The sequence below is a fragment of the Aeromonas tecta genome (assembly GCF_000820185.1).
GTDB lineage: Bacteria > Pseudomonadota > Gammaproteobacteria > Enterobacterales > Aeromonadaceae > Aeromonas > Aeromonas tecta.
Genome location: NZ_CDCA01000037.1, coordinates 99,054 through 112,062 on the forward strand (window position 1 = coordinate 99,054; position 13,009 = coordinate 112,062).

Annotated in this window: 15 protein-coding genes; 3 read left to right on the forward strand and 12 right to left on the reverse strand. The window is 61.0% G+C overall.

The features are described 5' to 3' along the window. Positions 1–87: 87 nt before the first annotated feature. The 11 genes from ndk to trmJ all read right to left on the reverse strand — a co-directional run bounded on the left by ndk (position 88) and on the right by trmJ (position 9,729). Entirely contained in the window at positions 88–516 is a 429-nt protein-coding gene (gene ndk, locus BN1137_RS17705; protein ID WP_050719855.1) for a nucleoside-diphosphate kinase, read from the reverse strand. A 268-nt stretch (positions 517–784) separates the two neighbouring features. Then, entirely contained in the window at positions 785–2,068 is a 1,284-nt protein-coding gene (gene pepB, locus BN1137_RS17710) for an aminopeptidase PepB (RefSeq protein ID WP_050719856.1), read from the reverse strand. After that, positions 2,065–3,369, reverse strand: a complete 1,305-nt coding sequence (gene pepB / locus BN1137_RS17715) for an aminopeptidase PepB (protein WP_050719857.1) — start codon at positions 3,367–3,369, stop codon at positions 2,065–2,067. Before pepB (BN1137_RS17715) ends, pepB (BN1137_RS17710) begins: the two co-directional genes overlap by 4 nt. A gap of 157 nt (positions 3,370–3,526) precedes the next feature. Then, entirely contained in the window at positions 3,527–3,865 is a 339-nt protein-coding gene (fdx, locus tag BN1137_RS17720) for an ISC system 2Fe-2S type ferredoxin (protein ID WP_033129108.1), read from the reverse strand. A 1-nt stretch (position 3,866) separates the two neighbouring features. Continuing rightward, positions 3,867–5,714, reverse strand: a complete 1,848-nt coding sequence (gene hscA / locus BN1137_RS17725; RefSeq protein WP_050719858.1) for a Fe-S protein assembly chaperone HscA — start codon at positions 5,712–5,714, stop codon at positions 3,867–3,869. Between the two features lie 28 nt (positions 5,715–5,742). Further along, positions 5,743–6,261, reverse strand: a complete 519-nt coding sequence (hscB, locus tag BN1137_RS17730) for a co-chaperone HscB (protein WP_050719859.1) — start codon at positions 6,259–6,261, stop codon at positions 5,743–5,745. A gap of 109 nt (positions 6,262–6,370) precedes the next feature. After that, a complete protein-coding gene (gene iscA / locus BN1137_RS17735; RefSeq protein WP_005324290.1) occupies positions 6,371–6,694 on the reverse strand; it encodes an iron-sulfur cluster assembly protein IscA in 324 nt (107 codons plus the stop codon). Between the two features lie 15 nt (positions 6,695–6,709). Then, on the reverse strand, positions 6,710–7,093 hold the full coding sequence (iscU, locus tag BN1137_RS17740) for a Fe-S cluster assembly scaffold IscU (RefSeq protein ID WP_005310405.1): 384 nt from the start codon (positions 7,091–7,093) through the stop codon (positions 6,710–6,712). A gap of 42 nt (positions 7,094–7,135) precedes the next feature. Continuing rightward, entirely contained in the window at positions 7,136–8,350 is a 1,215-nt protein-coding gene (locus BN1137_RS17745; RefSeq protein ID WP_050719860.1) for an IscS subfamily cysteine desulfurase, read from the reverse strand. A gap of 56 nt (positions 8,351–8,406) precedes the next feature. Further along, positions 8,407–8,910 (reverse strand): Fe-S cluster assembly transcriptional regulator IscR, encoded by a 504-nt coding sequence (iscR, locus tag BN1137_RS17750; RefSeq protein WP_042652403.1) that lies wholly within the window; start codon positions 8,908–8,910, stop codon positions 8,407–8,409. Positions 8,911–9,003: 93 nt separating this feature from the next. After that, the gene (gene trmJ, locus BN1137_RS17755; protein ID WP_050719861.1) at positions 9,004–9,729 is read right to left on the reverse strand and encodes a tRNA (cytosine(32)/uridine(32)-2'-O)-methyltransferase TrmJ; all 726 of its coding nucleotides are present in this window, start codon (positions 9,727–9,729) and stop codon (positions 9,004–9,006) included. 185 nt (positions 9,730–9,914) lie between these two features. Here trmJ and BN1137_RS17760 point away from each other — a divergent pair, with 185 nt between their 5' ends. Continuing rightward, complete coding sequence (locus BN1137_RS17760; RefSeq protein ID WP_050719862.1) at positions 9,915–10,331, forward strand: hypothetical protein; 417 nt, start codon at positions 9,915–9,917, stop codon at positions 10,329–10,331. Here the strand turns inward: BN1137_RS17760 and ubiT are convergent. Further along, positions 10,296–10,811, reverse strand: a complete 516-nt coding sequence (gene ubiT, locus BN1137_RS17765) for a ubiquinone anaerobic biosynthesis accessory factor UbiT (protein WP_050719863.1) — start codon at positions 10,809–10,811, stop codon at positions 10,296–10,298. The genes BN1137_RS17760 and ubiT overlap by 36 nt on opposite strands. Positions 10,812–11,001: 190 nt before the next feature. On the opposite strand from ubiT, the gene ubiU reads away from it, so the two are divergent. Beyond that, positions 11,002–11,997: a ubiquinone anaerobic biosynthesis protein UbiU gene (ubiU, locus tag BN1137_RS17770; protein ID WP_050719864.1), complete on the forward strand. Its 996-nt coding sequence runs from the start codon at positions 11,002–11,004 to the stop codon at positions 11,995–11,997. 79 nt (positions 11,998–12,076) lie between these two features. Then, a complete protein-coding gene (locus BN1137_RS17775; protein ID WP_050719865.1) occupies positions 12,077–12,949 on the forward strand; it encodes a U32 family peptidase in 873 nt (290 codons plus the stop codon). The last annotated feature ends 60 nt before the right edge of the window (positions 12,950–13,009 follow it).

Sequence of the window (13,009 nt, forward strand, 5' to 3'; positions counted from 1 at the left end):
TTTCTACCTGGAGAATAAAAGGAGTTGGGCCAAAAGACCAAAAAACAAAAGGGAGCCGAGGCTCCCTTGGTCATCTTCGAGCGAAAATCAGCCGCGTGGGCAGATCTCGCCTTCAGAGAAGAAATAGGCGATTTCGCGCGCGGCGGAAGCCGGGGCGTCAGAGCCGTGCACGGCGTTGCGATCGATACTCTCGGCGTAGCAGGCACGCAGGGTACCGGCCAGGGCTTCTTTCGGGTTGGTGGCGCCCATGATCTCGCGATGACGGCGGATGGCGTCTTCCCCTTCCAGCACCTGTACCATGACGGGGCCGGAGGTCATGAAGCCAACCAGACCATCATAGAAGGGCTTGCCCTGGTGCTCGGCGTAGAAACCGGCGGCTTGCTCGCTGCTCAGGTGCAGCATCTTGGCGGCAACGATTTTCAGGCCGGCGCTCTCGAAGCGACCGTAGATGGCACCGATCAGGTTCTTGCTGACAGCATCCGGCTTGACGATAGAGAAGGTACGTTCGATAGCCATTGAGATCTTTCCTTAACTACAGAGTTTTATTGTAAGAATCCATGTTCGGCGGCGATTATACGTAAACAAAAATCCAAATAACACACATAACAGCAACTTTTTATTAAACAAATGCATCCTTGAAACAACATGGTGACTCATCTTGTCCCATGGCAGCAGGAAAAAATGTGCTCTTGCGCACGATAGCCCGCTTAACTCCTTAAAACACTGCCTATTGCGCTCTGAATCCAACACCATGGAAAAGGGCACCCTAGGGTGCCCTTGCGGCTTAACGCGTCTCCGCCTGCAGGGTATGCGCTATGGTGCGCATGCCTAGGGTATTGGCCCCCGGCGCCCACAGGCTGTCGCCATTTTCACTGAAGCAGGCGGCCAGGTCGATGTGCAACCAGCCCTGCCCTTCATTCGCAACGAAGCGGGACAGGAAGCCTGCCGCGTTGGAGGCGCCGCCCGGGCCACCGCCCGGCACAGGACGGCTGTTGGCCGTGTCGGCGTAATGAGACGGGCACTGCTGGCGATGCCAGGGCTCCAGCGGCAGGGGCCAGGCCGGCTCCTGCTCGGCATCCGCATAGGCCATGGCGCGGCTCACCAACCCCTTGTCCAGGCCAAAGAGCGCGTTGTAACGCCCCCCCAGCGCCATCACCGCCGCCCCGGTGAGGGTGGCGGCATCGATGACCAGGGGTGCCCCTGACTCACCGGCGAGTTGCAGACCATCGGCCAGTACCAACCGTCCCTCGGCGTCGGTATTGACGATTTCCACCGTGGTGCCGTTCTTGTAGGTGAGGATGTCACCCAGCTTGTAGGCATGACCGGACACCAGGTTCTCGGCGCAGCAGAGTATGAGTTTCACCCGCTTGTCCAGACCACGCAGCATGGCCAGCGCCAGCGCTCCGGTCACCATGGCGGCGCCCCCCATGTCATGCTTCATGGTGAGCATGCCTTGGGAGGTCTTCATGGAGTAACCACCGGAGTCGAAGGTGATGCCCTTGCCCACCAGGGCCGCGGCCACCGGTGCCTTGGGATCCCGGCTCGGGTTGAAGTCCAGCTCCAGCAACACGGGCTCACGCTCGCTGCCACGGCCGACTTGGTAGAGGCCGACCCAACCCGCCTGCTGCAGCGCTTCCCCCTTGAGGATGCGATGACTGACACGATCCGGCGCCAGCTCGGTAATGAAGGCGGCTGCCTCCACCGCCAGATCCAGCGGCCCCAGCTGCTCCGGGGTGGCATTGGTCACTTCCCGCACCCAGCGCCCGCACAGCCAGCGCGCCTCCAGCTCCTCCCTGTCCTCTTCAGACGAGGTGGCCCACTGCAGTTCCACCTCGGCCTTGGGCGTCTGCAGTCCCTGGGCGAAGGCCCACTGCTGCTCGCGCTCCCAATGACCGCAGAGGGCCACGTTCTGGATCCCCTGCCCACAGAGGCGACGGGCCGCCTGCTGGATGTCCAGCAACGGGGTAGCGGTGACCAGATGGACAACCATGCCATCGGCACGGTGAGACAACAAGGCACCCTCGCCCCACTCGGCGGCGGCAAACTCACGACTTAACCAGATGTTCATGCTGTCACCTCTTGCAGCCAGCGGGCAATCGTTCTCAACCCATGTCCCTTGGCACCGGTCGCCCACAGCTCGTTACCGGATTTTTGATAGGAAGCGGCCAAGTCCAGGTGCACCCAGCCCTTGCCTTCATCGCGCACGAAACGCGACAGGAAAGCGGCCGCCGTGGTGGCACCGGCGGTGCCTTCGGCGGAGGCGACGTTACCCAGCTCGGCAAAGGCCGAGGTGAGCTGACCCGCATGCCAGGGCTCGAGCGGCAGAGGCCAGGCTTTCTCGTTCTCGGTGCGGGCGGCGGCCAGCGCACGTTGCTGCTCGGTCTCATCCAGGGCAAACACCGCGTTGTAGTCGCGGCCGAGCGCCGTCTTGGCGGCGCCGGTCAGGGTGGCGGCATCGAGAATATAGGCGGCGCCACTGTCGCTGGCAGCCAGCAGACCATCGGCCAGTACCAGGCGGCCTTCCGCGTCGGTGTTCTGGATCTCGACCGAGATGCCGTTCTTGTAGGTCAGGATGTCACCGAGCTTGAAGGCGTGGCCGGAGACCAGGTTCTCGGCGCAGCAGAGAATAAGCTTGACCCGCTTGTCGAGGCCACGGCTGATGGCGAGCGCCAGGGCGCCGGTTACCATGGCGGCGCCGCCCATGTCGGACTTCATCGGCAGCATGTTGTCGGAGGACTTCATGGAGTAGCCACCGGAGTCGAAGGTGATGCCCTTACCTACCAAGGCCGCCACCACGGGAGCGTTGCGATCCCCCGTCGGGTTGTAATCGAGCTCCAGCAGCACAGGCTCGCGCTCACTACCGCGGCCCACCGACCAGATGCCGATATGGCCTGCCTCGCGCAGCGCTTCACCGGCGGTGATGCGGGCAGTGACTTGATCGCCGCCCAGGCCTCGGATCAGCAGCAGGGCGGATTCCGCCAGGCTCATGGGATAGATCTCTTCCGGGCAGCCGTTGGTGACTTCGCGCACCCAGCGGGTCGCCTTGACGAGCGCATCCAGCTCGCGGGCGTCCGCCGCCGTTTGCTCACCGAAGGCCAGTTCACGCTGCCCCTTGGCGGCATAGAAACCCTGGGCAAAGGCGTAACGGCGCTCCAGATCCCAGCCCTCACCGACCAGGGTCACCCGCTTGATACCTGTCGACTCGAGTCGACGCGCCGCGCGCTGAATGACGCGCAAAGCATCCTTGTCTTGAGAAATGGGTCCCTGGTGGATCAGGGCCTGGTCATCACTGAAACTGATCAGCGCGCCCTCGCCCCAATGGGCGGCGGCAGCCTGGGTGGATAACCGTACGTTCATCATGTCAGCCATGTTCTCTTGCTTCCTTTTTTATTGGCACAATTTCTTCACAAAGCGGGGATCACGAATACAAAAAAGGCCGTCCCCCCGAGGGGTCGGCCTTCACCATATCACTACTGCACCGCAAGATGCTGCACGTGCAATTCACTCATGTGTAATTAACGGCTCATCAATGGCGCTCGGAGGCGAGGTTGATGGTGTACTTGGGCAGCTCCACCACCAGATCCTCGTCCGCCAGACGGGCCTGGCAGCTCAAGCGGGATTCCGGCTCAAGTCCCCATGCCTTGTCCAGCATGTCATCTTCCAGCTCGTCGCTCGGCTCGAGGGAGTCAAAACCTTCGCGCACTACGCAGTGACAGGTGGTGCAGGCGCAGGACTTCTCGCAGGCGTGCTCGATCTCGATGCCGTTGCGCAGCGCGATGTCCAGAATGGTCTCACCGCTCGCGCCCTCGAGGGCGGCGCCGTCCGGGCAGAGTTCGGGGTGAGGCAGAATGATCAGTTTTGGCATATTACACCTTGTTGACGTTTTGGCCGGTCAGCACCTTGCGAATGGAGGCATCCATACGACGGGCCGCAAACTCGCCACTGGCAGCATCCGCCGCCTCGATGGCATCTTTGATTTGATTGGTTGTGCCGGTGGCACGCATGGCCAGCAGATGAGCAATGGCGGCATCGATCTCGGCGCGCTCGGCGGCGCTCAATAAAGCCTCGCCATCGGCGGCCAGAGCGGCATTGAGACTCTCCACCACCCGATCCGCTTCCACCTGTTGCTCCGCCAGCATGCGGGCTTCCATGTCTTGCTGGGCATTGGCGATGGAGGCGCTCAGCATGCTGAGAATGTCCTCTTCCGCCAGGCCATAAGAGGGTTTTATCTGGATTTCAGCCTGCACACCGGAAGATTTCTCCATGGCACTGACCGACAGCAGTCCATCCGCATCCACCTGGAAGGTGACCCGAATGTGGGCGGCGCCCGCCGCCATCGGCGGAATGCCGGTCAGGGTGAAGCGCGCGAGGGAGCGGCAATCTGCCACCAACTCACGTTCACCCTGTACCACGTGGATCGCCATGGCGGTCTGGCCATCCTTGAAGGTGGTGAACTCCTGGGCGCGGGCCACCGGAATGGTGGTATTGCGCGGGATCACCTTCTCGGCGAGGCCACCCATGGTCTCGAGACCAAGGGAGAGCGGGATCACGTCCAGCAGCAGCATCTCGGCATCGGGCTTGTTGCCCACCAGGATGTCGGCCTGGATGGCGGCGCCGATGGCCACCACCTTGTCCGGATCGATGTTGGTCAGCGGCGTGCGCTGGAAGAACTGGCCCACCTGCTCGCGCACCAACGGCACCCGGGTCGAGCCGCCGACCATCACCACTTCCAGCACTTCTACCTGCTCCAGCCCCGCATCACGCAGAGCGCGGCGACAGGCCAGCAGGGTGCGTTTGACCAGCGGCAGGATGAGGGCATCGAACTGGGCGCGGGTCAGCTCCCCCTGCCAATTGGCAAAGCTGCAGGCAACGCTGTCTGCGTCGGTCAGGCCGTGCTTGACGCTGGCGGCCACATCCAGCAACTCACGCTGGGTGCGGGCGTCCAGCTGGCCGTTCAGGCCTGCCTGTTCCTTGATCCAGTCCGCCAACAGGTGATCAAAATCATCGCCGCCGAGGGCCGAGTCGCCGCCAGTGGCCATCACCTCGAACACACCGCGATGCAGGCGCAGGATGGAGATGTCGAAGGTGCCACCGCCGAGGTCGTACACGGCTATCACCCCTTCCTGACCCGAGTCGAGACCATAGGCGATAGCCGCGGCGGTCGGCTCGTTGAGCAGGCGCAGCACGTGTAGACCGGCCAGACGGGCCGCATCCTTGGTGCCCTGACGTTGGGCGTCATCGAAATAGGCGGGCACGGTGATGACCACGCCGTCGAGCTCGCCACCGAGCACGGCGGCGCCACGCGCGGCCAGGGCTTTGAGGATCTCGGCCGAGACCTGCACCGGGTTGACCAGGCCCTGACGGGTCTGCAACTGGGGCATGCCGCTGTCGCTTGGCACAAACTCGTAGGGCTGCTGGCGGGTATCGATGTCCGCCAGCGCCTTGCCCATCATCCGTTTGACCGAGACGATGGTGTTGTGGGGATCGAGGGCGGCTTCGCGCTTGGCATCGAAACCAACCCGGATGGCGCCTTCCTGATAGTGCACCACCGAGGGCAGCAGATCGCGCCCCAGCTCGTCACACAGGGTGTCGGCGCGGCCGCTGCGCACGGCGGCGACCAGCGAATTGGTGGTACCGAGATCGATGCCAACGGCACGTTTATGCTGATGAGGTGCGGCGCTCTGGCCGGGCTCGGCGATTTGCAGTAATGCCATGGGTAATCAAAATTCCAGCGTTAGAGGTTCAAGACTCGAACAGCGAGTCTTCGAATCGTTCCAGCTCCTCGAGGAGCTTGTCGACAAACTTGAGTTTGCGTACGCAATCGGCGGCGATCTGATCATCACCCCTGGCGAGACAATCGCTCAGCCGTTGCATCAGTGACTGGTGATCATGCCTGATTTCGCGACGAAAATCTTCGATGGCGCCCTCAGGATCGGAAACCCCTTTCAGCTCGGCCAGACGCTCACGCCACTCCAGCTGTTGCATCAGGAAGGCCGTGTCTTGCAGGGTCTGTTGTTCACCACGGATATCGGTGCCGCGCAGGGAGAGCAGATACTCGGCTCGGCGCACGGGGGCTTTGAGGGTGGTGAAGGCATCGTTGATCTGGGCGGCACGTTGCACCGCGGCCAACTGCTCCCGTTCCGGGGCGGTGGTAAAACGATCGGGATGGAACTGGGTTTGCAACTGACGGTAGGTTTGTGCCAGCTGCTGGCTATCGAGCTCGAAGCCCTGTGCCAGCCCGAACAGCTCGAAATGATTCATCGTACATCCTCAGACAAGGAGGCTTGCGCCGCAATCACACTCGTCTTGAGAGTTGGAACGGCCAAACGGGAAGTCTCCTTCCCGTTTGGCCGTATTATTTACCAACGCCTCAGACACTGAAGCTTTCGCCACAACCACACTCGCCCTTGGCGTTGGGGTTGTTGAACTGGAAGCCCTCGTTGAGGCCCTCCTTGACGAAGTCCAGCTCAGTGCCATCCAGATGGATCAGGCTCTTAGCATCGACGATGATCTTGACACCGTTTTGCTCGAACACCTGATCCTCAGCGGCCAGCTCATCCACAAACTCGAGCACATAGGCAAGGCCCGAACAGCCGGTGGTCTTCACGCCGAGGCGCAGGCCAATGCCCTTGCCCCGGTTGGTGATAAAAGAGGAAACCCGCGCCGCTGCGGCATCTGTCATGGTAATGGCCATACTGCTCTCCGGACCTTAGAGACCTTTCTTCTGCTTGTAATCGGCGATGGCGGCCTTGATGGCATCCTCCGCCAGAATGGAGCAGTGGATCTTCACCGGCGGCAGAGCCAGCTCTTCGGCGATGTCGGTGTTCTTGATACCGGCCGCTTCGTCCAGGGTCTTGCCCTTGACCCATTCGGTCACCAGGGAGCTGGAGGCGATGGCGGAGCCACAGCCGTAGGTCTTGAACTTGGCATCTTCGATGATGCCGTCGTCGCTGATCTTCAGTTGCAGCTTCATCACGTCGCCACAAGCCGGGGCGCCGACCATGCCGGTCGCGATGTTCGGGTCGTTCTTGTCAAAACCACCGACGTTACGGGGATTCTCGTAGTGGTCGATTACTTTTTCACTGTAAGCCATATCTAACTCCTGCTAATTCCGTTGTTCACCGATCCCTGTGGATCAGTGATGAGCCCATTCGACCGTGTTCAGATCGACACCGTCCTTGAACATCTCCCACAGGGGGGACATTTCGCGCAGACGACCGATGGAGTCACAGATGAGCTTGACTGCGTAATCAATCTCCTCTTCCGTGGTGAAGCGACCGATGCTGAAACGGATGGAGCTGTGTGCCAGCTCATCGTTCAGGCCAAGGGCGCGCAGCACATAGGAAGGCTCCAGGCTGGCAGAGGTACAGGCTGAACCGGAAGAGACCGCCAGATCCTTCAGCGCCATGATCAGGGATTCCCCTTCCACATAGGCGAAGCTGACGTTCAGGTTACCCGGGACGCGGTGGTCCAGGTCGCCGTTGATATAGACTTCTTCGATATTCTTGATGCCATCCCACAGGCGCTGACGCAGGGCCATGATGTGCTGGCTTTCGCTCACCATCTCTTCTTTGGCGATGCGGAAGGCTTCACCCATGCCGACGATCTGGTGGGTCGCCAGGGTGCCGGAGCGCATGCCGCGCTCATGACCACCACCGTGCATCTGGGCTTCCAGACGAACCCGCGGCTTGCGGCGCACATAGAGGGCACCGATCCCTTTCGGGCCGTATACCTTGTGGGCGGACATGGAGAGCAGGTCAACCTTCAGCGCTTCTACGTCAACCGGGATCTTGCCGACGCTCTGGACCGCGTCCACGTGCAGCAGGATCTTGCGGGAACGGCACAGCTCGCCGATGGCGGCGATGTCTTGCACCACACCGATCTCGTTGTTGACGTGCATGATGCTCACCAGAATGGTGTCATCGCGCAGGGCGTTTTCGATCTGCTCCAGGGTGAACAGGCCGTTGGGCATCGGCTCGAGGTAGGTCACCTCGTAGCCTTCACGCTCCAGCTGGCGGCAGGTATCGAGTACCGCTTTATGCTCGGTCTTGGAGGTGATGATGTGTTTGCCCTTGCCAGCATAAAAATGGGCGATGCCCTTGATGGCCAGGTTATTGGATTCGGTCGCGCCGGAGGTGAAGACGATCTCGCGAGGGTCAGCACCAATCAGCTCTGCCACTTGATTACGGGCCTGGTCCACTGCCTCTTCGGCCTGCCAGCCGAAACGGTGAGAGCGGGAGGCAGGATTGCCAAACAGGCCATCCATGGTGAGGCACTGCATCATTTTTTCTGCGACACGCGGGTCCACCGGACAGGTTGCCGAATAATCAAGGTAAATAGGCAGTTTCATGTTTTTCTCCGTTACGACGGGGTCACACAGCGACCCGTCGTGGAAAGCACGTTTGTTTATAGTTGGACTTTTAAGCTCACATCACCGCGTTCGGCCCGTTCAACCAGGGACAACACGGTCTTCATTTGTTCATCTTGCTTGCCGGCAATGCGGCGCACATCGGCCTGACCTACCAGTTCGGCGAGGGTGATGTCCCCGAGGAAACTGGAGATGCGCTCGCTGAGGTCACGCCACAGGGAGTGGGTCAGACACTGGGTACCGCCGTGGCAGCCACCCTTGCCGAGACACTTGGTCGCATCGACCGACTCATCGACCGCGGTGATCACCTGACCGACCGAGATCTCGCCAGGGGCCAGACCGAGGCGATAACCGCCGCCGGGGCCACGCACGCTGCTCACCAGGCCATGCTTGCGCAGACGGGCGAACAGTTGCTCCAGATAGGACAAGGAGATGCCCTGGCGCTCTGAAATATCGGCAAGGGGCACGGGCCCCTGCTCTGCATGCAACGCCACGTCGAGCATGGCGGTCACTGCGTAACGTCCTTTTGAGGTCAGTCTCATATGCCTTACCGTCTTGCGAACAAATCAATATGGGCACATGATCACATACCCGACTAAAACAGTCAAGTATATGTCTGAGTAAAACAGTCGGGATTAATCTTGCGGCTTGGGTTTGTGAACCGAGGTGAGAATACCGCGTAAAATGTTCAGTTCAACCACTTCCGGCCGGGCGCGATTGAACAGGCGACGCAGCTTGCTCATCACATGACCGGGATGCTCTTCGGTGATAAAACCCGTCTTGAGCAGAGTCTGCTGCAAATGCTGATAAAAGCCTTCCAGTTGTTCGGCACTGGGATAATCAGTTCGCTCTTCTTCCATCTCGGGGGCCTGCTCCTGCAACCAGCGCATCCGCACTTCGTAGCAGAGGGTCTGCACCGCCATGGCCAGATTGAGGGAGCTGTAATCCGGGTTGGCCGGGATGGCCACATGGTAATGGCACTTTTGCAGCTCATCGTTGGTGAGACCGGTACGTTCACGGCCAAACACCAGGGCGACCGGGTGCTGCATGCCTTCCACCACCAGCTTTTCACCGGCTTCGCGGGGATCCAGCATGGGCCAGCTCAGGGTGCGGGAACGGGCACTGGTACCGATGACCAAGCCACAGTCGGCAATGGCTTCATCCAGGGTCGAGACGATGCGGGCATTGGCCAGCACATCGCTGGCGCCTGCCGCCAGGGCCGCGGCGTTGTCATCTGGCTGTTCTTGCGGATCGACCAATACCAACTGGGTCAGCCCCATGGTCTTCATGGCCCGCGCCGCGGACCCCATGTTGCCGGGGTGAGAGGTATTTACCAATACGATACGAATCTGATCCAACATGCCCAGTCAATCTTCCGTCAAAAATGGCGCGCAATTGTAACATAACCAATCGCTATTTTGGCACCGGTTCTGGCGTCACATTTCAGAACAAAAATGGCGGTTCGTATAACCAAGCAGCCTGAGCGCGGAGAAAGGCCGGACTAACCTTAAAGAGTGCAAGGTGTATCACCCGGAGTCGCCGTCTCATGCTTCCCTCCTGGCTCTACGAACAGCTGCCTAACTTTTACCTGCTGTTATCCGCAGGATTGCTGCTGTTCGCCCACAGCCCGCTGCTCTGGTTGGCAGCATCCCTGCTGTTCGTCGCAGGCGCACTCGTCTGGATGATGCGCTCCAACTACCGACGCACCGATCTGGTCATCTTTCCGGCCAGCCACTGGTTTCAACCGGAATGGTACTACGAGGCCCTGCCCTTCCTGTGGCTGGCGCTGGGGCTCTTGCTGCTGCGCCTGCCTGATACCCCGGCGCTGCTCGCCCTGTTGCCCTGCCTATGGGGCAGCCGTTGCCTGTGGGCCCGGCGGCGCCATCGTCATCACACCCAGGGTCTAGCGTTGCAGCTGAGGCGCAGTTCAGGCCGCCGGCGCGGGCACCGGATCCTGCGCTGAGCGGGCTCGCTCCACCAGGGTCGCCAAGTCCATCAAGGGATACTTCATCAGGCTGGGCAAGGCGTCGAGATCCAGGCTGTCCATCAGGTTCTTCACCTCGAGTCCAAGCTCGGTATCCCCCTCAATTTTCAGCTTGCGCTGGAAGAACAGCGAGTCGGGATCCTCCCGGCGGGCGGCGATCAGGATAAGATCCTGGCTGTTGCCACTAAAGCAGACGTCTGCACGCTCACAGTCACGGCTTACTACCAATTTGCCCTCTCGCTCGCTGATAAACCAGCACAGCTCGAGATCCAGCACCTCGACCTTGAGCCACTTGCCCGCCAGGAAGTCAAAATCACCGTCCGCGATGGCCTCCTTGAACACCTGTGCCAACAGCGTCTCCATCAGATTTTGTTGCAGAGTGAATGGCACCAGTTTGAGGGGACGACGCAAGAGACGGGGTGCCTGTTCGACCAGGCGACGTTGCAGTTGTTGAAACACGATAAACTCCCAGTTTTTTGCGCATTCAAGCACAGCGCCGGGAGCAGGATCCTGTTGAAAATCAAACTTGTGCCCACTTACCTCAAGAAGGGTAAAGCCACCTAAAGCTGCCTCAGGTCAAAAAGCGGGGGCGCATGGGTGCATACAATCGGGCCACTTTTTGCATTTTTGCCCTCTCGGAGCGTACCCGATGGAATTACTCTGCCCGGCAGGCAGCCTGCCGGCACTGAAAACGGCCGTGGATAACGGCGCCGATGCGGTCTATATCGGCTTCAAGGATGACACCAACGCCCGCCATTTTGCCGGCCTCAACTTCACCGACAGCAAGCTGGAGAAGGCGGTGGACTACGTGCACCAGCATGGCCGCAAGCTGCACATCGCCATCAACACCTTCGCCCACCCGGGCTCCGATGCGAGGTGGAAGCAGGCGGTGGACCGCGGCGCGGCGCTCGGCGCCGATGCGCTGATCATCGCCGATCTCGCCGTGCTCGATTACGCCAGTCGCCAGTACCCCGACATGGAGCTGCATGTGTCGGTGCAGGCCAGTGCCACCAACGCCGCCGCCATTCGCTTCTACCAGCAGCACTTCAACGTCGGCCGGGTGGTGTTGCCACGGGTGCTCTCCATGCATCAGGTCAGGCAGCTCGCCCGCGAGACCGATGTCGGCCTCGAGGTGTTTGCCTTTGGCAGCCTCTGCATCATGGCGGAGGGGCGCTGCTATCTCTCCTCCTACATGACCGGCGAGAGCCCCAACACCGTCGGTGCCTGCTCGCCGGCCAAGTTCGTGCGCTGGGAAGAGACCCCGAGCGGCCTCGAGTCCCGCTTGAACGAGGTGCTGATCGACCGCTACGGCCCCGGTGAAAATGCCGGTTACCCGACCCTGTGCAAGGGCCGCTTCGAGGTGGATGGCCAGACCTACCACGCCCTGGAGGAGCCGACCAGCCTCAACACCCTTGGCCTCTTGCCCGAGCTGTTCCAGAGCGGGATCCAGTCGGTCAAGATCGAGGGACGCCAGCGCAGCCCCGCCTACGTGGAGCAGGTGACCCGGGTTTGGCGCGCCGCCATCGACAGCTATAAAGCCAATCCCGACGCCTACAGCGTCAAGGCTGAATGGGATGCCCAGCTCGCCCGCGTCTCCGAAGGCAGCCAGACCACCCTCGGCGCCTACCACCGCAAGTGGCAATAAGGAGAGGCCCCATGTCCCGCTCTCTCAGACAAGACGGCAATATCTTCCACTGCCAGCATGACGGCAAGGAGCACAACTAATGCAATTTTCTCTCGGGCCCATTCTCTTCTACTGGCCCAAGGCCGACACCCAGGCCTTCTACGAGGCCGCGGCCCAGAGTCAGGCCGACATCCTCTATCTCGGGGAAACGGTGTGCAGCAAGCGCCGTGAACTGAAAGTGGATGACTGGATTGCCCTGGCGCAACAGGTGGCCGCATCGGGCAAACAGGTGGTGCTCTCCACCCTGGCACTCATCTCGGCACCCTCTGAGCTCAAAGAGGTCAAACGGCTGGTGGACAACGGCAGCCTGCTGATCGAGGCCAACGATCTGGGCACCGTTCAGCTCGCCCGCGAGGCCGGTTTGCCGTTTGTCTGCGGCCCGGCCATCAATGCCTACAACGCCGATGTGCTGCGCATGCTGCTAAAAAGCGGGATGCAGCGTTGGGTGATGCCGGTGGAGCTGTCGCGCGACTGGCTAGTGCAGCTCAATCAGGATCTGGGCCCGGCCCGCCGCCAGTTCGAAGTGGAGGTGTTTGCCTATGGCCATCTGCCGCTGGCCTACTCGGCGCGTTGCTTCACCGCCCGCTCCCTCGACAAGCCCAAAGACAACTGCGAGCTCGCCTGCATCCACTACCCCACCGGGCGCCTCGCCAGCAGCCGCGAGGGACAGAAGGTGTTCAACCTCAATGGCATCCAAACCCAGTCCGGCTACTGCTACAACCTCGGTAACGAGCTGGCCAGCATGGAAGGTCTGGTGGACGTGGTGCGCCTCTCCCCCGAAGGGATGGAGACGCTCGATATGCTCGCTCGCTTCAAGGCCAATGCTCAGGGCCAGGCTCCCCTGCCCCTGCAGCAGGAGCGAGACTGCAACGGTTACTGGCGCCAGATCCCCGGCATGAGCCTGGTGGAATAACGCAGCCAAACTCCAACATTCAGATAGCAAAAAGGCCTCATCAAGAGGCCTTTTTTACAT